The 21,283-nt window shown below is 27.9% G+C and carries 21 protein-coding genes; 17 read left to right on the top strand and 4 right to left on the bottom strand.

Going from position 1 to position 21,283, the window contains the following annotated elements; genetic code table 11:
* The first annotated feature begins 13 nt into the window (after positions 1 to 13).
* Complete coding sequence (gene flcA / locus DB313_RS01670; RefSeq protein ID WP_120104128.1) at positions 14 to 2,839, top strand: periplasmic flagellar collar protein FlcA; 2,826 nt, start codon at positions 14 to 16, stop codon at positions 2,837 to 2,839.
* A gap of 61 nt (positions 2,840 to 2,900) precedes the next feature.
* Entirely contained in the window at positions 2,901 to 4,019 is a 1,119-nt protein-coding gene (locus DB313_RS01665) for a vWA domain-containing protein (RefSeq protein ID WP_120104127.1), read from the top strand.
* A 22-nt stretch (positions 4,020 to 4,041) separates the two neighbouring features.
* Here the strand turns inward: DB313_RS01665 and DB313_RS01660 are convergent, their stop codons facing one another.
* Both DB313_RS01660 and DB313_RS01655 read right to left on the bottom strand, forming a co-directional pair.
* Positions 4,042 to 4,392: an outer membrane protein assembly factor BamD gene (locus DB313_RS01660; RefSeq protein WP_120104126.1), complete on the bottom strand. Its 351-nt coding sequence runs from the start codon at positions 4,390 to 4,392 to the stop codon at positions 4,042 to 4,044.
* A gap of 90 nt (positions 4,393 to 4,482) precedes the next feature.
* Positions 4,483 to 5,610 (bottom strand): LysM peptidoglycan-binding domain-containing protein, encoded by a 1,128-nt coding sequence (locus tag DB313_RS01655; RefSeq protein WP_120104125.1) that lies wholly within the window; start codon positions 5,608 to 5,610, stop codon positions 4,483 to 4,485.
* Positions 5,611 to 6,112: 502 nt separating this feature from the next.
* Here DB313_RS01655 and DB313_RS01645 point away from each other — a divergent pair.
* Genes DB313_RS01645 through DB313_RS01620 form a run of 6 tightly spaced genes read left to right on the top strand, consistent with a single transcriptional unit; the run spans position 6,113 to position 11,976 of the window.
* Positions 6,113 to 7,168 (top strand): hypothetical protein, encoded by a 1,056-nt coding sequence (locus DB313_RS01645; protein ID WP_120104650.1) that lies wholly within the window; start codon positions 6,113 to 6,115, stop codon positions 7,166 to 7,168.
* A 4-nt stretch (positions 7,169 to 7,172) separates the two neighbouring features.
* Positions 7,173 to 7,745 carry a 5-formyltetrahydrofolate cyclo-ligase gene (locus tag DB313_RS01640; protein ID WP_120104124.1) on the top strand — a complete coding sequence of 191 codons (573 nt, stop codon included), beginning with the start codon at positions 7,173 to 7,175 and terminating at the stop codon, positions 7,743 to 7,745.
* Positions 7,738 to 8,778, top strand: a complete 1,041-nt coding sequence (locus DB313_RS01635) for a BMP family ABC transporter substrate-binding protein (RefSeq protein WP_120104123.1) — start codon at positions 7,738 to 7,740, stop codon at positions 8,776 to 8,778. The genes DB313_RS01640 and DB313_RS01635 overlap by 8 nt, the downstream gene beginning before the upstream one ends.
* A 4-nt stretch (positions 8,779 to 8,782) precedes the next feature.
* Positions 8,783 to 10,240: an ATP-binding cassette domain-containing protein gene (locus DB313_RS01630; protein WP_120104122.1), complete on the top strand. Its 1,458-nt coding sequence runs from the start codon at positions 8,783 to 8,785 to the stop codon at positions 10,238 to 10,240.
* On the top strand, positions 10,237 to 11,169 hold the full coding sequence (locus DB313_RS01625; protein ID WP_120104121.1) for an ABC transporter permease: 933 nt from the start codon (positions 10,237 to 10,239) through the stop codon (positions 11,167 to 11,169). The genes DB313_RS01630 and DB313_RS01625 overlap by 4 nt, the downstream gene beginning before the upstream one ends.
* On the top strand, positions 11,170 to 11,976 hold the full coding sequence (locus tag DB313_RS01620; RefSeq protein ID WP_120104120.1) for an ABC transporter permease: 807 nt from the start codon (positions 11,170 to 11,172) through the stop codon (positions 11,974 to 11,976).
* On the opposite strand, the gene DB313_RS01615 is transcribed toward DB313_RS01620, so the two are convergent.
* Complete coding sequence (locus DB313_RS01615; RefSeq protein WP_120104119.1) at positions 11,954 to 12,643, bottom strand: tetratricopeptide repeat protein; 690 nt, start codon at positions 12,641 to 12,643, stop codon at positions 11,954 to 11,956. The two genes, DB313_RS01620 and DB313_RS01615, sit on opposite strands and share 23 nt — an antisense overlap.
* 8 nt (positions 12,644 to 12,651) lie before the next feature.
* Positions 12,652 to 13,686 (bottom strand): polyprenyl synthetase family protein, encoded by a 1,035-nt coding sequence (locus DB313_RS01610; protein WP_120104118.1) that lies wholly within the window; start codon positions 13,684 to 13,686, stop codon positions 12,652 to 12,654.
* Between the two features lie 51 nt (positions 13,687 to 13,737).
* Here DB313_RS01610 and DB313_RS01605 point away from each other — a divergent pair, with 51 nt between their 5' ends.
* From DB313_RS01605 to DB313_RS01565, 9 genes are all read left to right on the top strand, one after another.
* Entirely contained in the window at positions 13,738 to 14,322 is a 585-nt protein-coding gene (locus DB313_RS01605) for an SAM-dependent methyltransferase (protein ID WP_120104117.1), read from the top strand.
* A 30-nt stretch (positions 14,323 to 14,352) separates the two neighbouring features.
* The gene (locus tag DB313_RS01600) at positions 14,353 to 14,883 is read left to right on the top strand and encodes a chemotaxis protein CheW (protein WP_120104116.1); all 531 of its coding nucleotides are present in this window, start codon (positions 14,353 to 14,355) and stop codon (positions 14,881 to 14,883) included.
* Positions 14,873 to 15,709, top strand: coding sequence for an NAD(+)/NADH kinase (locus DB313_RS01595; RefSeq protein ID WP_174220837.1), 837 nt, complete (start codon positions 14,873 to 14,875; stop codon positions 15,707 to 15,709). Before DB313_RS01600 ends, DB313_RS01595 begins: the two co-directional genes overlap by 11 nt.
* Before the next feature lie 35 nt (positions 15,710 to 15,744).
* Entirely contained in the window at positions 15,745 to 17,409 is a 1,665-nt protein-coding gene (locus tag DB313_RS01590; protein ID WP_120104114.1) for a DNA repair protein RecN, read from the top strand.
* A gap of 15 nt (positions 17,410 to 17,424) precedes the next feature.
* On the top strand, positions 17,425 to 18,183 hold the full coding sequence (locus DB313_RS01585) for a hypothetical protein (RefSeq protein WP_120104113.1): 759 nt from the start codon (positions 17,425 to 17,427) through the stop codon (positions 18,181 to 18,183).
* A 172-nt stretch (positions 18,184 to 18,355) separates the two neighbouring features.
* Positions 18,356 to 19,276 carry a hypothetical protein gene (locus tag DB313_RS01580; RefSeq protein ID WP_238614511.1) on the top strand — a complete coding sequence of 307 codons (921 nt, stop codon included), beginning with the start codon at positions 18,356 to 18,358 and terminating at the stop codon, positions 19,274 to 19,276.
* Positions 19,277 to 19,281: 5 nt separating this feature from the next.
* On the top strand, positions 19,282 to 20,112 hold the full coding sequence (locus tag DB313_RS01575) for a hypothetical protein (RefSeq protein WP_120104649.1): 831 nt from the start codon (positions 19,282 to 19,284) through the stop codon (positions 20,110 to 20,112).
* On the top strand, positions 20,105 to 21,001 hold the full coding sequence (gene rsmH, locus DB313_RS01570) for a 16S rRNA (cytosine(1402)-N(4))-methyltransferase RsmH (protein WP_120104111.1): 897 nt from the start codon (positions 20,105 to 20,107) through the stop codon (positions 20,999 to 21,001). The genes DB313_RS01575 and rsmH overlap by 8 nt, the downstream gene beginning before the upstream one ends.
* Positions 20,994 to 21,272: a hypothetical protein gene (locus DB313_RS01565; protein WP_120104110.1), complete on the top strand. Its 279-nt coding sequence runs from the start codon at positions 20,994 to 20,996 to the stop codon at positions 21,270 to 21,272. The genes rsmH and DB313_RS01565 overlap by 8 nt, the downstream gene beginning before the upstream one ends.
* Positions 21,273 to 21,283 lie beyond the last annotated feature (11 nt).

Genomic DNA, 21,283 nt, shown 5'->3' with positions numbered 1-21,283 from the left:
TTTTTATTGTAATATGCCTGATATAGAGAAAGTAAAAGAGTTTAAGAGAGAAATATTAGATAATATTTCTGATGAGAGAGCTAAAAAAGAGCCTTTTGGGATAAACATGGATATTGAGCCTCCCAAGGATGAGAGAGAGAATATTTTACCTTGGGAGGAAAAGGAGTCTCTTCTTGATGCAGAAAAAGAACCGGAGGATAATCTTGATTTAGATTTTATTCTTGATGCTCTTGATAGTGAAGAGCAGGGTAAGTCGGACGAAGAAAATGGGTCAATCTTAGAAGATTCTAAAGAATTAGAGATTGACCCTGAGTTTAATGATTTAAATGATGATTTTGATGTTTTGGGTTCTGAGCTTGAAGAGAATCTTGAAAAAGTTCTTGATGATAATTCTATTAGTGTAGACGATGCAATTAATTTTGCTGCAGATGGTGAAGTGAATTCCGATTTATTAGATACCAATGAGTCTCTTGATGATGAAATGGATTCCAAGAATTTAAGTGAAGAGTCTTTAGATGATGGCAGTGATATTTTTGATGATGATTTTAATCTTGATGATATGGTTGATGATTTAAGTGGATCTAATAAGATAAGTGATAATGGAGACGGTACTAATAATGAGGATTTTGGTGTTGTTAGTGAAAATTCTGAAATTTATGAAGAGGGTGACTTTTCTAAGCTTTCAGATGACTTTAGCTTTTTAGAGGATGATAAAGAAGGAAATACCGAACGTAAATTTACAATTGATTATCCTTTATTTCTTGAGCATTTAAATTCTTATCCTAGAAATTTAAGAATTGCTGTGGCTGAGGCTTTAACGAAAGATAATATTTCTAGATATAAGCTTGAAGCATTGATTGATCTTGTTGAACAAAATAAGAAAGGACTTAAATTTATTGCCAAGTTTGTTGGGGATATTGTTGGTCGTTCTGTTAAGTTACCTGTTATTTATTATAAGGCAGAAGAGTTTAGTAGGCTTGAGCAGAAGCTTAGTTATAGAATTTCTAAAGCTTTAATGCCACTACTTAAGATATCATTATTTTTTGTTTTTTTAACTTTTGTGGCTTTTTATTTTTTAGTGGATGTTATGTTTTTTTATGTTGCATCTGATAAAAAATATAGAGAAGGCGTGGCTTATATCTATGAGAATAAAAGAGATCTTGCTAAGTCTACTTTTAGGGATGCATATTATATGCGACCTAATGATAAGTGGTTTTTGGTTTATGCGCAGGCTTTTGAAGACATAAGAGATTTTGATAGTGCGGAGGAGAAGTACGAGGAATTATTTACTATTGATCCTTTTTCTAGAGATGCTTCCAAGAGAAGACGAAAGAAGTTTGATAAAAATGGGTATATCTCTTATGCTACTATGAAAATGAGGCTTGGTGAATATTCTGAAGCCAATTCAATTCTTGATGAGGTCATATCTTATGATCTTTATGACCATGAAGCATTAATGACTAAGGGTGATAATTATTTTCAGTGGGCTCAAACAAATCCTAAGTATTACAAGGATAGTATAAATAGTTATACTATCTTGCTTACAAAATATGGCCATAGGAAGGAAATTTTATTTAAGCTTTTTAATACTTATATTGAGGCCGGTGCTGATAGAGAAATGGAGAATGTAAATTCTTTTATTAAGGCAAATGAAGGGTTAGATATTGATGAGGTAGTTTATACTAGGTATGCTAAGAAATTGATAGATAAATATATTGATTTTACTGTTTACAATAAGAGAATAAATAGTTTGTCTAGAAATTTGAAGTATTTCAGTGCTCAAATGAATTTATTGAATAAAGAGTTTGCTAATTTTAAATCCGGTGATGGAAAGTCTGTTTCCGATTCTTTAAATGATGTCAATTTGAATTCAGAGATTGAATATATTCTTAGAAGGATTTTAACTAAAAATCCTAATTATAATAAGGCTCTCTTTGAAAATGGTAGATATTCTTATTATATAGGTGATTTTAAAAAGGCAGAAGCATATTTGTTAACAGCATTAAATGGTTTTAGGAAAGAAAGTTTGATTGAAAATTCTGCTGACAAAATAATAGCTTATAGAATATTGGCAGATATTTATGAAAAACAAAACGATTCTCTTAAAGCAAGTAATATTATTGGACTAGCCTTAAATGATTATGATTTTTATAAAAGAAATAGTCTTATTAGAGGATCTAGGGAACTTTCCTTGATTTATGAAAAGCAAGGGGATATTCTTAGATCTTTAAAAGGGTATAAGGAAGCAATTTCTTCTTATAAGATGGCAATAAATGAAGGAGTGAACTCTCCGGATGTTTATTATAAGGTAGCATTGCTTAATTATAGGGAGAATAATTATAAGGAAGCATTAAGCTATTTGTTTAAAGTTGAAAATATGTCTGGATTTTCAAATAATAATGAAGTTTTAAGTTCAATAGCGTCTGTTCTTTATAAAATGGGTGATTTTGTAGCTTCTAGGAGTTACTATGTAAGAATATTAGAGAATTTAGAAGTAGAAAAGTCTAGTATTTTAGGGTTTAGACCTAAGGAGAACAATTATCACAAGGCTTTATTGATAAAAGAAATTGAGCATTATAATAACCTTGGAGTTGTTGAGATAAGAGCATCTCTTGGTAATAGAATTGGTGTTGGTATTGTTAAAGATAGTAAGCTTTTTGATTCAGGAATTGCTAATTTGACTAAATCTTCTAGGATATTTGATCTATTAAATCGAGATGTTGATATGGTGAGAAGTGTTAGGAAAGATCTTGCTAGTTTAAACATTAGAAGTGTTTTTAAAAATGAATTCGTTGGGTCTAATATTTTATTTTATGATAGTTTAGCTGATAATCTTTAAGTTTTGTTGAATTTTTGTGATTTTGGACATAAATTTGTCTAGTTTATTTGTAGGAATTTATATGAAAAAAACTTACCTTGTTATTTTCTTACTTATTGTGTTTAATTTATTTTCTTTAATGGATGATTATTTGGATGTTACTATTGATGATGTATATGTTGAAGCTCATGAAGATGGATTTCATCTTTTTATTAGAAAAAAGCCAAGAGTTAAATCTGTTATTTTAACGGAATCTTTTGAAATTCCAGACAAGAGTAAAGATGTGTCTACTTATTCGTTTAGAACATTGAGTTATAACAAGATTAATGGAGATGAAATTAGAATTTTAAATGGTAGAGTTATTAAGAATAGAGAACTTTTGTCACTAACATCTTCTACGCCGGTTCCAAATAAGAAATTTGGAGAGGCTTTTCATATATTAATACCTAAGCGATTAAAATATGGATTTCCAAATTTTTCAACAAGAAGTGGTGATATTGATTTAGAAACTCTTAAGAGAAAAAAAGAACCTTTTTGGTTTTCAATTAGGACTTTTGAAAAGAAATACAATGATTATTTAGGCCAATATAAAGACAATGCTTATGAGTTGTTCTTTAAAGATACTCAAACAGAAGGTAGGGTAGAAATTGATGGTTTAAAAGAGGCATTTTTGAGATTTTCAGATAATGTTATTGTTGCAAATAAGGGAATAGATACTATTGAAAAGATAAAGGATATTTTAGAAAGGACAGAAGATTCACTTGCTGAGTTAGATCTTGTTTTTGTTATTGATGCTACTGAGAGCATGAAGAGTCATATTGAAATTTTAAAGGAGCATCTTTTTGAAATAGTGGAGCCTCAACTTAAGAAATTTAAGTCTTATAGGGTAGGTATTGTTTTTTATAAGGATTATCTTGAAGATTTTCTAACAAGATCTTTTGATTTTAATACTAAGGAATATTTAAATAATATTCTTAAATATGTTAATGTAGGCGGTGGGGGAGATTATCCTGAGGCGGTATTTGAAGGAATTAATGCTGCTGTTACTCAGTTTGATTGGAAGGCAGAGAATAGGCTTATTATTGTATTAGGAGATGCTCCACCTCATGAGTATCCTAGAGGACCTATAGTTTATGAGGATGTAATTGACTCAGCCAAAAGAAAAGACATCACAATTTATGGAATACTACTTCAGCAGTAGGGTAGTTGAAAAGCGTTAAGCTTTAGTTTTTTATTTTTTCTAACATCTTTTTAGATAAAGGTAGAATCCATTTGGGATTTTTTATCCCAGATTTTATTAATTCTTCAAATAACTTTTTTGCTGTTTCTTTTTTATCTAATACATAATGTATGAATGCGATTTCATATTTTCCAGTGGCAACTATGCTTGTATTTTTTTTGTGATTTTCAATCATTTTTTCATATACTTTTAAAGCGGACTGATAGTCATTTACATTCATTGCTTTTTGGGCTTCTCTTAAATAAATACTATAGGGAGTTTCTTTTGTAAGTTCCTCTAAATTGGCCGTATAACAAGAAAAGAAAAAAACACCTAGTAACACTAATTTTTTCATCTTTATTCTCTTTTGTAGAAATTTATTAAACTAATTTTATTAGATCTGAAAAAAGAAAACAAGCATGAAACTTGTTTTCTTTTTTTTGTTTTACTTAGAAGGAATTATTATCTTCCAATCTTTATGTATTAAATCTGGATTTTGTATTTTTTGTCTGTTTGCAAACCAAATTTTTGGCCATAAATATGGGTCTTTGTATAATTTCTTAGAAATTCCCCACAAAGTATTTCCAATCTTAATTATGTAGAGTTCTTTACTTGCATGGCTTTGATAAGCTTCTAAGTATCTTGCAGAATCTAAGAATAGTTCATTTGCAAGTCTAAGATTATTTAGTCTTTTAGCTTCAAGACCTTGTTCCCATAGTTGTCTGGATTTTTCAATAAGTTGCAGTGTTTTAAATTTGGTTGAATCTGATTTCTTTATTTCCTGAGCTTCTTCTTCATAAGCAAGTACTAATGGGAAATCAACCTTACCAAGTAAATAAGCGCCACCTTCCAAGTGTAAAAGATTTGTATATTCTCCTTTATCTTTAATGAGTGATCTTCCATTCCATGGAGATGGTTTAATAAGCTTACTATTGCTATAAACAGGAAGATTAGAAGCAGCTTCAAGTGCTTTTAATTGTTTGTACATCCTCTCTTCTGTTTCCTTAAGGGCCCTTGATTCTTTTGCTCTTTTAGCTGTTTGTTGAGCCTTATTAAAGGCTTTACTATACATACCAAGAGAATTTTCAATATCATACACTTTATACTTTCTAGTTGCTTCGAAATATAAGTTATTTACTTCATCAATTTCTAATGGTATCCATATGTATGCTTCATTTGCCTCTGCATCATTTAAGTATTTTTCAATATTTTCTTTAAGGTAGTTTATTTTTTCTTTTTTTTCTATTGTATCTCTTGCAATATTTCTGTATCTTTCGAGTGTTTTTATAGCAATTTCATTGCCTTCCTGAATATTCCCTTTTTTAAATTTTTCTTTCATTTCTTTTTCAATCTTTTCAGCTTCGTTAAATTCTTTAGAATAAAAAAGATTTCCTCTCTCTTTTATAACCTCATTTTTAATATCTTCAATATCTCTTTGAACATCGCCAGTTTCTTTTCTTTTTGATATTTTAGCATTTTCACTATTAGCATCTTCTGGAGGGGTTTCACATGAAATGAGAGAAAGAGTAAATGTAGATAATATTAAAAATAATAATTTCCTTTTTTTCATCATAAATACATCCTTGTTATTATGTAATACTTATTACTTAAAAAGTTACCTTTAAGCAATAATATTTTTATCTCTTCATAATACCTTTATTACTTGAATATACACCATAAAACTATTCATTTTCACAGTATGAATACTTTACCCTTTCCCCACAGAGGTTTTTAAAATCTTGGAATTCCCGCATGTTCTTTCTTCTGGAGGGGTTTCACATGAAATGAGAGAAAGAGTAAATGTAGACAATATTAAAAATAATAATTTGCTTTTTTGCATCATAAACATATCCTTATTACATAATATTTACTACATTAACTGTAGTTTTTATTCCTTTTTGTGCTTTTTTATTTAAAAAATTTTAATGCAAAACATTATTTTTGCAATCTGCTAGAATTATAATGTATTTCTCATGTTTATTAAAGTTAAAAATCTTTTGAAAAAGGATATAATTAACTATAAGTGTAAAAAGGGGGAGAATTTTATTTTAAAATTATATGCTATCATCTTTTTATTGTTATCTAGAATAGCATTATTCTCTCAAGTGGCGTCTATTAAGGAAATGGAAGGTAGAGTTAATGTTTTAAGGAATGCTGTGCCTGTTAAATTAGATTTGGGAGATGAAATTTTTGAATATGATTTTATTGAAGTTGGAGATAATTCAAAAATTAAGATAGGCTTGTATGGAATAAATGGTGTCTCATCTGATTTAACTTTTTATTCTAATACACATAGTCTTATTTTTTATTCTTCTCTTAAAGATGTGCAGGATGCAAAAATATATTTATTTAAGGGAAGTTTAGAAGTTGTTATTTATGAAATTGTTAAAGGATCTTCGCTTTCTATTGATATTAATAATCATTTTTTTATGACAGATACACCAGCAAAATTTTATGCTAATTGTGAATATTATAATAGTTATTTTGTGAGTGTTTTTGAAGGCGTTCTTAAACATTATAATAAGAATGAATATTTCGTTTCAGAAGGTACTAGTGTTTTGCTTTGGGATGATAATTCTTTTTTGAGTAAAACTAGTGATCCTGTATTTAAAAATACAATACAAAATCTTAGAGAAAAATCTCGTAAGAATTTTATTTCTTTATGCAATAGGAGTTCAAACTACATATTTTCAAGATATATTGAAGATAGTTTTAGATTTGATTTTGTATATGAGAATCTAGTAAAAGATTCTAGATTTAATATCATATATTCAAAGTGGAGTTTAGAAGATGAAAATCGTACTTTAGGAAATAGGATTGATATGATTAATGATGTTAACTATCTGAGAGGAAGGATAGGTATTCTTTTTAATAATTTTGTTTATTTGGCAAATATGTTTTTTTTCATAGAAGATATTGTAAAGAATTCATCTAATATTTTTGAAAAATTAATTATTCATGGGTCTATTTCAAACTTTTTTGAAGATTATAAAAAAAATAGATTGTCTTTGTTAAAGAAATTTTTTAAAACAATTCATTCTTTTAAAATGTATTTAACCCGTACTAATGGTGATGTACCTAGTAATTTAAGAGTTGATGAATTTTACTTATTAAAACCTATAGAATTTTAATTTTATGAGCATGTCCTTATTAAAGCAAGAAATTAGAGATAAAATAACTGCGTTTTTTAAAACTTATGAAATAGACAAAATAGATAAGTCTAGTGTAGCTATTTCTCTAAATTTGCTAAAATTTATTGAAAATATAAATGTTTGTCAGATTTTATCGTATTATCCTATGCGCTTTGAGGTTCAAATCCAAGAATTGTTAAATTCTTTATTAAAGCTAAACTTTGAAGTTTTTTTACCAAAAATTTTAGATAGATATAACATGAATTTTTTTAAATATTTTGGAACCTCTTCTCTTAAGATTGGCAAGTTTAATTTGTTAGAACCTATTTCTTGTGTTGAGTTTAATAGTGATAAGTATTCTGTTGTATTAGTACCAGGTCTTGCATTTTCAAGTAAAACAGGACATAGAGTTGGACGTGGTGGAGGATTTTATGATATCTTTCTACAAAGAGGGCTCTTTTTAAAAGTTGGTGTTTGCTTTGATTTTCAAATTTTTAATTTTGTACCTTTTTGTTCTAATGATATTAAACTAGATGTTATGATTTCTGAGGAAAAGGTGTTTTATTTTTGTGAATAAATTTCTATTAATTAGAATTTTTTGGATTTTTATTTCATTAATTTGCTTATTTTTATTTGTGTATATTAATTTTTTTAAAATTAGAGAGCTTAAAACTTCACCAGGGGAAAAGATTGCATTATTTATTCCAGGGATCATTAGTGGTTCTCCTTCTTATAAGGGAATGTATGATTTTTTGATTGAATTCCAAAAGAAGAGAAAAGATATTGAAATTAAGTTATTTGAAGCTGGGTTTAACCAAAGTGAATGGATAGAATTGCTTGAAAAATTATTAAGTCATCACAAATATGATTTCTTAATAACAGCAAATAATGCAATGCAAGGAATTATTGATAAGATTTCAAAAAACTATCCTTATACTAAATTTTTAATTTTTGACTCTTTGGTTAAAAATACTAATCCTCAGGTGTATTCCTTGTCTTATAATGTTGCAGAAGAAGCTTATATTTTGGGTTATTATGTGGGCCTATTTTTAAAAAATTTTGATTTGTCAAATAAAAATGTAGCCTTGATTTCTGGACAAGAATATCCCGTTATGAATGATTATATTTTTCCTTATTTTAAAAATGGAGTTAGTGAAGTTTTAGATTCAGAAGTTTTCTTTAGAACTTTGGGGAACTGGTACGACAGTAATAAGGTAAAGGCTTTAACGGATTCTTTAATTTTAAATTCAAAAGTTTCTGTAGTCCTTCCTATTGTGGGATCGGCTGTTGAGGGAGTGCTTTCATCGGTGCGTGAACACAATGTTTTTGCAGTTCTATTTGATAGTGAAGATTATTTGAATAATAAAGACAATATAATTGGCTCAGGTATTACAAATCAAAGATTTTATTTAGAAAAGGTATTGAGTAAAGCTTTAAGGGCAGAGATTAAGTATGGTACTTATGAGGTGCTTGGTCTTGGAGAAATGGGAGTTTCATTTAATTTTTTAAATAAATTTTATGTAGAAAACATTAGTGATGAGATTAAGAAGGATCTTGAAGATAAGATAAAAGAGATAAGTGATATTGGGATAAAGATAAATTTAGAATGATTTTATGATAGAGTTTAAAAACATAGTCAAATCTTTTCCAGATATTGAGAGACCCATTCTAGATAGTGTTAATTTAAAGATTGAAGAAGCCAAAATTTTGACTGTAATTGGTAGAAATGGAGAAGGAAAGAGTACTTTATCTAAAATAATAGCTGGGGTTGTTCATTTTGATAGTGGAGATGTATTTGTAGATAATAAAATACAGAAAAATTGGAATGTGGACGAGGCAAAGCGTAATGGTATTTATCTTGTATCTCAGATACCAAAACTTAATATGAATTTGAGAGTATGGGAATATCTTAATATTTATTGGTTTGATTCTAAATTTTTTGCTCCAATGAATAAATCTAAGACCTATAGATATTATAGGTGGATAAGGCAATTTTATAATATTGATTTTAATTTAGACAAGAGAATACAAGATTTAAATATTAAAGAGATATATCTTTTGCTTATCATTTCTTCTCTTAAGAACAATGCAAAGATTATTATTTTTGATGAAAGCGTAGCTTACTTTTCTCAAAAAGAAGCTAAAGAATTTATTAAATTGCTTGAAAATCTTAAGAATGCAGGTGTTACTTCTCTTTTTATTACACATAGAGAAATTGGGAGTGCTATAAACTTTAGCGATGAGTTTATTATCTTAAAAGAAGGTAAATGCTTTAGAACAACAAACAAAGAGACAATACTTAGCAAGCTTGAAATACCAGATGATAAATTTATTTCTACAAATATTAATTATGATAAGTTAAATGAAGATTTTATAAAATTTAGTTTATTTTTTGAAGATTTTTGGAAGTATGATATTAGTTTTTCTTTAAAAGAAAGAGGGGTTTTTGGAATTATTGCAGAAGAGGCGGTAATAAAGACATGGGAAAAATTATTTTTGGGAGAAATTCCATTTGTGGGATGTATAAAAGTGAATGGAAAAAGATATGAATATATTAATATTTATGACCTAAAGGCAGGATTTTTACCCTTAGGTATTGGAAATTTGTTCTCTGATGATAGTACTATATTGGATAGCTTCTTAGCAAAAATAATGAGTTTTGAGGATGAGATTTTTATTAAGGAATCTATTATTAATAAGCTTAAAGAATTTTTTAAGAAAGATATGGAATATTGTGATGATAAGATAATGAAAACTTTTTATTCTAAGTCTTTTTCGTTTTCTGGGGGAACTTTAAAAAAACTTGCTCTTTTTAGAGAGCAGTATATTACAAAGAGTTTTTTGATTTGTTTTTCACCTCTTAGTAATCTAGACTATAGGGCGTATAATGAAGTAGCTATTTTTATTCGTAATTTTGCTAAGCAGAAGCCCGTATTATTAATCACTCCTAATTTAGATGAGCTACTGCTTCTATCTGATGATGTTTTAGCTATCAAGACAGGTGAAGTTGTACTTAGAATGAAGAGGGAACATATTAATAAAGCAAGCTTAAAGGAACTGTTATTTATATGAAATCATTTAAGAAAGAATATGTGTTCTTAGTTTTTTCATTTAGTGCATTGGTTATTAGTTATTTTTTTGATGGTTTTTTTAGTTTGTCTTATATTAAGGCAATGTTTTGGAATTTTATATTGCTTTTGTTGATCGCAACTGGAATTTCTACTTGTGCTAGAAGTAATAACTTGAATCTTGGACATGAGGGTCAAGTTTATTTTGGAGCGTATTTAGCTTATGTACTTTGTGAATTATTTGGACTTACATATTTTAATTTTGTATTAATAATGATTTTAAGTTCATTTTTAGTTAGTCTCATAGGAATTATTCCCTTTTTTTTAACATTCTTTTTTGGAGTAAATGAGATGCTTACGGGTCTTTTGATGTCTTATGGAAATCAAAGATTGGTAGATGGATTTATATCAAAGCTTATAGTTTCAAATGGATTTTTGAGTCAAACAAAAAGTATTGATAAAATATTTACTTTTGATACTTCTTTGCCATATTTACTTTTATTTGGTGTTTTGATTTGGGGATTTTGTGTATTTATACATAAGAGAACTATTTTAGGATTAAAGCTTGAAATATTGAGCGACAGAAAGATGCTGAGTAAATTTTTTTGCGTTAATGAGTTTAAGTATAAATTTTACACGGTATTTACTAGTGCTTTTCTTAATGGACTTGTAGGTTCAATATTTGTCATATTTTTTAAAAATTATTTATTTTTAGGATTAACCTCAGGACTTGGTTGGAGTGGATTTATTGTGGCTGTGATTTCAGGGTTTAATTACATGTATGTCTTGTGCTTTAGTTTATTTTTTGCAATGCTGAATGAATTTAATAATTATCTTAAGATAAATTATTCTTTTAATTATGAATTTATTAGTTTATATCAAGCTGTTTCTATTTTTTTCTCGTTATTTTTAATTAATTCAGGTAAAAAATAAATGTTTATTATTTTTATACATTCTCTAATATTTGCATATTTAGCACTTGGAGTACTTTATACGGAAAAAGTAGGCCTTTTAAATATATCTATTGAAGGGATTTCTTTTTTGGCTGTATTTTTAACATCTCTTTTTGTTTATTTGGGGTATGGAATTTTTATGTCAATTATTATGACACTTCTTGTTAGTTTGACTTTTGGTGTTTTTTTGTCTTTTCTTGTAATTAAAGGTTATGATATTTTCATAGCAGGCATAGGTATTAATATGTTGTGTTATTTTTTAGTCAGTTTTTTAATGAGAGCTAATTTTGGTTTTATGCCAGGGTTTAGTTTGGATGTAGCAAATAATTTAGCTATTTCTCTTTTTGTTATATGTTTTTTTGTCTTCTTAGGTCTTAGTATCTATATAATAAATTATACGAGAGTTAGAGTGGTTTTTGAGTTTATACGCTCGAATGATTATGAGAATGTATTAGGTGAGCGGACTAGTAATTACTTTAAGTCTTTTGCTATTTTTATATCTTTAGTCTCAGCAAGTATAGCAGGTTCATTTCTTGCTATAAATCTTAATATTTATTCTTACAATTTGGGGTTAACTAATGGTTGGCTTGCCATTTGTATATTATATATTTCATTTTCAAGTCCGTGGCTTATTTTGCCAATTTCATTCTTGATGGTGTTCGTTGAATACAACTTTTTCAATTTTCAAGACTATGTGAATTCTTATTTTGCTCTTTCTTTTCCCTTTTATATGGCTATATTAATTAATATATTGGTTTCACTTTTTAGGAAAAATAAGAAATTTTAGCCATATCATTTATTGAATTTTTAATTCTCTTTAAGGCTTGCATTTGTAATTCAAGCTCTTTTATTTTGATTTTATTAAATAGATAAAAAGGGAGCTGTTTTATAATGTCTAAGTTTTGTAAGAAAAGTGTGTATAACATATCATCATGTGTTTCTATTTGGAAAATAGCATTAATTATTAGATTAAATATTGAATCTTCGTCTTCAATGAAATGATAAAATCCTTTTTTTAAAATGGTGTCAATGAGTATGTATATATTGGTATTTAGTAAATTTTGATTCTCTTGAATAAATTTTATTATGTAATCCATTGAGTTGCTAGACTCTCCGATGAGAAAATATGCCCATGAAATATCAAGATAGTTTGTTGTGTCGTTAAAATCAACTATTCCTAGATAAATATTTGTTTGCTTGATTGCTTCTAACCAGTTTCCCATCAAATATTCTATTTCCGAGAGCAATAGGTATGCATCAACTTGGTTTGGATCCTTGGTTATAATTTTCATTAATAATGATTTAGATTTATCATATTTTTTTAGATTTTTTAATAACATTGATTCTTTGTAAAGTTCATCAATTTTATGTTTGCTTATATCTTTTTCAGGTACTGTTGCGTAAAGGGGAATAATGATATTCGTCAATGCTAGAATTATTATATATTTTTTCATAAGTTATCCTATTTTATTTTGTTTAAAATATCTAGTATCATATCTTGATACTCTCTGATAAGTTTATATGAGTTTAACTCTTCTATAAATTTATTAAAATACCACATGGCAAGATTTAAAGCCTGCTTCATGGCGTTTGATGAGTTAATCATATTACTAAATTTTAATATTTCTTCTCTTACTTCATTTATGGGAGTTTTTTTAATTTTATCTAGTGTTTTAATTATGTTTTTATCAAATTTTTTTTCTTTTAAAAAGTATATGAGAGGAAGACTTTTTTTCCCTTCAATTAAATCATCTCCAAAATCTTTACCTACAGTTCCATTCTTAATATTTTTAATGTCATCCATTATTTGAAAATAGGTTCCAAATTTTAAGAAGGTATTGTAAAGATTTTTAGATTTATTTTCGTTGTTTGTAAGTATTCCAGCTAAAAATCCGGCCATTCCAAAAAGAGATCCTGTCTTAAGTTCGACTAAAGATATGTATTCCTTAATATTTGGAATGCGTGTTCCATTGTGAAATTCAATGTCAATTCCTTGTCCTAAATGAAGATTTGTAAGAGTTGTGAAAAAATTTTCATAAATTAATAGTTTCTGACTTTCTTTTAAATTAGAATTTTTTATTAATCTCATAGGCAGAAAATAAATTAAATTTGCGGTATTAATGCTAGAATCTATTCCATAAATTAAGTGAATAGCAGGAGCTCCTCGTCTTTTTAGGGCACCGTCTTCAATGTCATCGATAATTAAACTTCCAGAATGAGGCAATTCAAGTAACATGCTTAATTTGTATAAATTTTCAGTGTTACTAATGCTATGCCCTAACGCATGTGCCAGGACAACCATGAGTGTTGGTCTTATTCTTTTTCCTCCTCTTTTGATTATTTCAAGGGCTGGAGCTTGAATTTTCTTTACTATGTCTTCTTTTATATTAAGTTTTAGCTCTAAATCTTTATCTTTAAAGAGATTTAGAAAATGTTCCTTTGAAAATACGATATTAATATTTTTTTCAATATTATCTAAAAATAATTTATTTTTCATAATAAGAATTATAATAAAAAGTATAATGATGAGTGTGTTGAAGAGCTTTGTATGTATGATGTTAATGATGAATATTCTCAAAAAGCTAGGAGAGAAGGATATCTTGCCAGATCTGTTTATAAGTTAATAGAAATAGATAAAAAATTTTCTTTATTTTCTTCTGGTAATATATTAGATATTGGCGCATCTCCTGGCAGTTTTTCTCAATATGCTTATGGTAAACTTAAAAATGGTATACTTGTTGCGGTTGACCTTAATGAAATGAATCTTAATTTTAATAGTAATTTTTATTTTATAAAGGGTGATATATATCTTGATAGTATTTTACAGAAAATCAAAGCTTATGCCCCTTATAGTTTGGTTTTAAGTGATGTAGCTCCTAGAACTACTGGCAATAGGTTGGTGGATACAAGTAATTCTTTTAATTTAAATATTAAAATAGTAGAACTGGCAACTGAGGTCTTAATGAGAGGTGGAAATTTATTAATTAAGGTTTTTCAGGGAGGAGAGGAAGAGCAAATTTTTGCTATGCTTAAGAATTATTTCAAACTTGTTAAAAAAATTAGACCTAAAGCTGTTAGGAAAAATTCATTTGAAATTTATTTTTTATCTAAAGATTTTATGCATTATAAGTAAGTATTTAGATAACTTTAAGGGTATTAGGGTATGTTTGGAAGAGAAAAAGTTAGAGAAAGAAAATCTCAGTTGCAGGTTGCATGTTTTAAAATAGGAAGGGAAAGCTATGGGGTTACAATAGATCATATTAGGGAAGTGATTAAAGTACCTCTAGAGAGCATATATGCAATACCTAATGTTCCTGAGTATATTACAGGTATTTATAATCTTAGAGGAAATATTATTCCTTTAATAAATTTAAATATTAGATTCAATATTCCTTCGGTTTGTGAGACAGAAGAAGATAAGATTTTAACAGGTTATTTAATCGTGAATATTAAGGGTAAGCTTTTAGGAATATTTGTGGATAAGGTTTTAAAAGTTATTAGTTTTGATGCTACTAGAGTGCAGGAACCTCCTGCGACTTTGCAAACTTTGGACAGAAAATACATATCTGGTGTTGTGAGGATTGATAGAGAGGAAAATTTTGAGAGTGAATACTTAATATTAATTGATATTGAACGAATATTTGACAAGGCTGAATTTGAAGAGATTCCATACAAGGAGAGTGATGAAAGGTAGGGTTTTGATTTATGTGAATTATTCAAATTTGGATGCGGAAGTACTTGGTAATGAAATACAAAAGTATTTAGAAGATGAGTATGGTGTTTCAAGTTTAATGACAGGGGTTGGTAAATCTTTAGATTTGGCAGCAGAAACGAATTTGATTTTTGCAGTAACCTTGGGGGGAGATGGCACAGTTTTACTGGCCAGTAGCTTACTGTTAAAAAATGATATTGATATTCCAATTATTTCAATAAATCTGGGCAAGGTAGGATTTTTGGCAGATATAAAGCCTAGGGATTTTAAAGAAGTAATAGATAAATTTTTTGATAATTCTTTAGCTATTCATAAAAAATATTTGCTTAATGTGAGTGCTTATGAGAATGGATGTAATATTTTCACGGAATATGCTTTAAATGATGTAATTGTTCGTTCAAGTATTCTAAATAAGTTAATTGGAGTAAGTCTTCGGGTTAATTCAGAAGATTTTCTTTCGTATAGAAGTGACGGAATAATATTTGCAACCCCTACCGGTTCGACTGGATATTCTTTCTCAGCAGGGGGTTCTATTTTAGAATCAGATCTTAAGGCTTTTATCTTAACTCCTATTTCTCCACATTCGGTTTATAATCGCTCTTTTGTTTTCTCAATTGAGAGCAAAGTTACACTTTCATTTCAAAAGCAATATACTCTAAAGCCAGCATCAGTTTTTGTTGATGGGGTTAATCTTGGTAAATTTGCAGTTGATATTGTTTTTGAAGTGAGTCTTGCAAATAAGAACTTGCGTTTTGCATCGTTTTGTACAGATACCTTTGTGAAAAGGCTTAAAAATAAGTTATTATAGTATAAAGAGTTTTATTATTTATTTTTGAGTTTAATATGTTAATTGAGCTTTTTATAAAAAATTTTGTTTTAATTAAAGAAGTTTCCATTAATCTCAATAAGGGTTTGGTAGCATTTACAGGTGAGTCTGGGAGTGGGAAGAGCTTATTGTTGTCATCAATTTATTATTTGTTTGGTGGAAAGCTTAAAGATAATATTATGATGGAGAGAGAGAGAGAATGTGTTTTACTTGCTAAGTTTAGGGCAAATAAAGAGGCTAAAGATTATTTACTTACTAAGGGAATATTGGTAGACGATTTTATTATTATAAAAAGAGTAATTACATCTAAATCTTCAGACACTTTTTTAAGTAATTATTATATTAATAATGAGCCTATTTCTAGTATAATCTTAAAGCCAGTTTTTGATATGTTGATTGAGATTCATTCTCAAAATCAGCAATATTTAATTTTGAAAAATCCATCAAATAATTTAAAGATTTTAGATAATTATGCTAATTTAAATGTTTTGTTAGAAGAGTATAGATTAGTTTATGAGAAGTACATTAAACTTTTAAATGAATATGATAATTTTATTTCGGAAGAAAAGTTACAGCAAGAAAGTAAAGAAGAGTGTGAGAGAATCATTAAGGATATAGATTCTTTAAATCCTAAGATAGGAGAAGAGGAAATTTTAAAGAGCAGGTTAGATGAACTTAGGAATCATGAAGCTTTATGTAATTCGCTTTTAAATTTAAAGAATGTCTTAACTTTAAGTGAAAATGTATCTGCCTTAAGTGAGATAAGAAAGATAATTGGTGACTCTGAATATCTGTCTAGGATGAATAGTAATTATCTTGAGCTTGAAAATCGTCTTAAGAGTGCTTACTATGAACTTGAGGACATTGGTCAAGCTTATAGCCGAAGTCTTCTTGATAAGACTTATGATGAGATGGAGGTTGAGGAAGTAGAGAGCAGGCTATATGATATTTCTCGTCTTAAGAAGAAGTATGGACCAAATGTTGAAGATATCATAGAATTGAGAAAAAGATGTAGTACTATTATTCATTCATCTCTTAATTTTGAAACTGAAAGGTTAGAAAGGGAACAAGAATTAAATAATTTGTTAAAGCGAGTAGAAAAATTAGCGACTGATATTTCAGGTGTTAGGAAGAGAGCTGCCTTAGACTTTTCTTCTGGAGTGACAGAAATATTACATAAACTTAATATGAGTAATGCAGAATTTTTTGCCTCGATAACAGAAAAGAAAATGAGCTTGACAGGTATTGATGAGGTAGATTTTTTAATTTCTAGTAATCTTGGCATAAAAGCACAGCCAATTTATAGAATTGCTTCTGGTGGTGAGCTTTCAAGAATAATGTTGGCTATTAAGAGTGTGCAAAATGTTAGTGAGGATAAGCTTGTAATATTTGATGAGATTGATTCTGGAATAGGGGGTGAGGCTGGTGTGAGTTTGGGTAGGTATTTAAAAAATTTAGCAGATAATGTGCAAATATTTGTTGTAACTCATCTTGCCAATATTGCAAGTCTTGCAGATTGCCATATTTTAATAAAAAAGGAATGCAGTAAGGATGAGACTTATGTTAATGCTTCTCTTTTGATGGAGAATGATCGAGTTTTAGAAGTTGCTAGGATGCTTAGTGGGAATATTAATGACAGTAGTATTAAACATGCAGAGCACCTTTTAAAAAACAATAATTAATATGAGTGGGTATTTATGGATTTAATTGATAACGAAGATTATCAAAAAATTTTATTTATTGATAATCTTATTTTGCAAACTTTCAATAATATAAGAGATATAAAGGATTCCGGAAAATTATCATTTGATTCTGAAGCGACAGTTAATTTTATTAATTTAAATTTAAATGTTTTAAGTTATATTGCCTCTTTGAATTATTTTTATACGAGGCCTAGGTTGAAGGTTAACTATAATTTTAAGCAAAATCTTTTTAATTTTATTACTGACTTTTCTTTGTTTGTAAGTCCTATTTTGCTAGCCTCTCCCAGTGAACTTATTGAGAGAGAGTCTGTGATTAATTTAGATCCTAGAGAGAGATTTCTAATTATTAAGAAGTTAGGATACCTTATTGATTTGGGGATGTATTTTAATAAAGGTGACTCTAAGTCAATTCTTTTCTTAGAAGATATATATCTTAGATTTATTGTTTTTGTAAAGAATTTTATTGATTTTAAGAATTTGGCAAAAAATCTAACTATTGATAGTCCTTTTTATAAGGTTCAAATGGAACATCTTATTAAATCTTTAGAGCTATTAGAAGAAGGGGCATTTCTTCTTAAAGTACGGTATGAATCAAACAAGGCTTACATATTTTCAAAACAAGCGCTGAATTATATTCAAGCCGGAAAAATTTTAGCTACTGTTACTTCTCAAAAGGAATTAGCAGAAAAGTTTTCAAAATTTTATGATGTTTGGTCTGCCAAATTTCAGTCGGATTTGAGTCATACAGAGTAAAAAAGGAAGGATATTAATAATTTTGAATTTTAATGAAGAAAATTTAATTAAGTATAGAAAAATAAAAATTTTTTTATTATTAATTTTTTTATTAATCTTGATATTAATAATTAATTTTTTACTAAAAACAATTATTAATATTTCTCCCTCTTATAAGTTTAAGCATTTTGAGATGAAATCTTATGGTTTGGTTGACATTTCTTCAAGTAAGAGTATCTTTATTGGAGGAAAAATTTTAAAGCTAGATTCTAATAAAGGACACTATAGTATTTTAAATAATCATTTAGTAAGCTCTTCAGATTATTGTTATGTGATTTCTAAGGTTAAAGATAATTATTCTGTGTTTCTTAAAGAAACTGATAAATTTTTATTTTCGTTTAAATTTAAAGGATATGTTTTTACAAAAGGCAATGCCATTTTTGCTTTAAATGATTTATATAAATCTTTAGTAGTTTATGGGTCTGATGGAAATAAAATTTTGTCTTTAAAGTTTATAGCATCAATATTAAGTATTGATTATAATAATGACATTTTGTCTCTAGGTCTGTCTGACGGTAAAGTTTATGTGTATAAACAAAGGAGCTTGGTTTATAGTGGAGATGCACCGGATATTGGAGTTCCAGTTTTATGTGTTAAGTTAAGTCTGGATAATAAATATTTGTGCATAATAAGAGAGAATGAGAAGCATTCTTTAGAAGTGATTAATTTAGCTGATAAATATAAACAGGTATTACGTTTAAGTAATTTGAAAATTAAAAATTTTAATCCTTTTCTAGAAGTTGATGATTTTTCTAATTTATTGATTGAAACTAAGAATTCATTTTTAATACTTAATATTGAAGACGGTAAAATTTTGAAAGTTGATAATAAAAATTCTGTTTTAAAGGCTTCATATGATTCTTTTTATGGGGTTTATAGAATATATTTTTATGATTTAGATGCTAAGATAATAAATGTAAGAACTTATTCTGCTGATTCTTTTAAGTTGTTTGATAATATATTTTTCAATGATACGATAACTTCATATATTGAACTTGACGATGGAATTTTATACCTTAATGATGATGGTAGTTTAAGATATTTGGGATTGTGATTGCCATGAGAATTATATTTCTTTTTCTTTTTAGTTTTTCTAATTTATATTCGTTTTTGGAATTTGTGGGAGATGAAAAATTTGATTTAGTTAGTGATTTTGGGGAATCCAGGGACAATGATTTGGGTATTGGTATAAGACTTAGGTCTCTAAATACAAGTGTTTCTATTTTTTCAAATAATTATAAAATTTTGTATTCTAAAAATAAGGAGAAAGAATACGAGAGAAGTATTTTAATTATTTTTGATAAGGATTTGGGGTTTAATTTGGAATTTTTTGGTAATTTTGTCTATAAAAATGAAAAAATCTGTTTTATAGATGATAGTAGAATCTTTGATGTTGTAGTTATTGATCAACACAAAGGAAATATAATTAATCCATTATTTGTAATAAAAAATAGAGGTAATTTAAATATAGATACTTCCTTTTCATTGGGTAATATCCTTTTAAAGGGTAAGGATGGCGCAATGTTTGAATTACAGAAGAATATAAATTTAGATGTAGAGTTTGGGAACTATGGTCTTGTTTTAAACTTCTCTAAGGAGAATGTTAATGGTTCAAATACTCTTAAGGGTATTTATTACTTTGAGGTATTTTTAAATAACACGAGCGTTTTTCGTGCGAAGTTTCAAAGCATACTTTTGAATAATAATTTATATGTTGTATCTGGAAACGAGAAATATAATTCATCTTTTTCTAGCATAAAAAGGGATAATGGTATTATTGAAATAAATAATCTTGAGTTTGCTAAGGAGAAGAATGAACTTACGATTAAGTATGGAGATGTTTATGATACGGAGAAAAAGTTAACTTATAGGTTTGTTATTAATGGGTGATGATATTCTTCATAGCCCTGTACTTCTGGATGAGGTGATTAATCTTTTAGAATCTTCATATGTAAGTGGTGATTATATTTTTGTAGATTGTACTCTAGGAGAAGGAGGTCATTCAGGTGCAGTTTTAAGGAAGTATGAAAATATAAATGTAGTTGGTATAGAAAGAGATGACATTATTTTAAATAGAGCGAAAAAATTTCTTGAAGAATTTAAAAATAGGATTACATGTTTTAATATTTGGTTTGATGATTTTTTTGCTGAATATCCTTTAACCGATAAGGTCAATTTTATTTTAGTTGATCTTGGAGTGTCTATGTTTCATTACAAGAAGAGTGGAAGGGGATTTTCTTTTCTTAATGAAGAGACATTGGATATGAGGCTGAATCCTAGTGATGAAGGCCTTAGTGCTTGTGATATTGTAAATACTTTTAGTAAAGAAAAACTTGAAAATTTAATTTATGAACTAGGCGGAGAGCATTATTCTAGAAGAATTGTAAAATCTATTTTAGAATATAGGAAAGTGAAAAAAATAAAAACTGCTTTAGAGCTACAGAATATAATTGAGAGAAATTATCCTAGGATAAATGTTAAAATAAACCCAGCAACTAAGACCTTCCAAGCATTAAGAATTTATGTCAATGATGAGCTTTTCAGATTGAAGAGAAGTTTGCCATTGTGGTTAGAGAAATTAGCAAAGGATGGAATTTTGGCTATTATTACATTTCATTCATTGGAAGATAAAATTGTAAAGGAATTTTTTAAGGGGTTAGATAAAAATTTATATTCTGTGTTAACTAAAAAACCTATAATTCCAAGCCTTAAAGAGAAGAAATGTAATAATGCATCAAGAAGCGCTAAGCTTAGAGCTGTAAAAAGAATAGATGGGTAGAATAGGAAAAATTGAAGCTGTATTATATTATTTATTGGTTTTGATATTAACAATAGTGGCATGTTTAAATATTTATCTTAATTTTAGATATGTTGTGAGATTGCGTGAGTTTGAAGATTTAAATAAAGAACAAAGTAGTATTGTTGATGAGAATCTTAGATTGTTAACTGTGATATATGAGCTGGAGAATATTGAAAGAATAGAAGAGCTTAGTCGAGATTATTTAAATTTAGAGAGACAGGAAAATAAAAATATCAATGTTATTGAATAATAGATTCCTTA

The sequence above is a fragment of the Borrelia turcica IST7 genome, from assembly GCF_003606285.1.
GTDB classification, from domain to species: Bacteria; Spirochaetota; Spirochaetia; order Borreliales; family Borreliaceae; genus Borrelia; species Borrelia turcica.
This window is presented reverse-complemented; position numbering and strand designations above follow the sequence as displayed.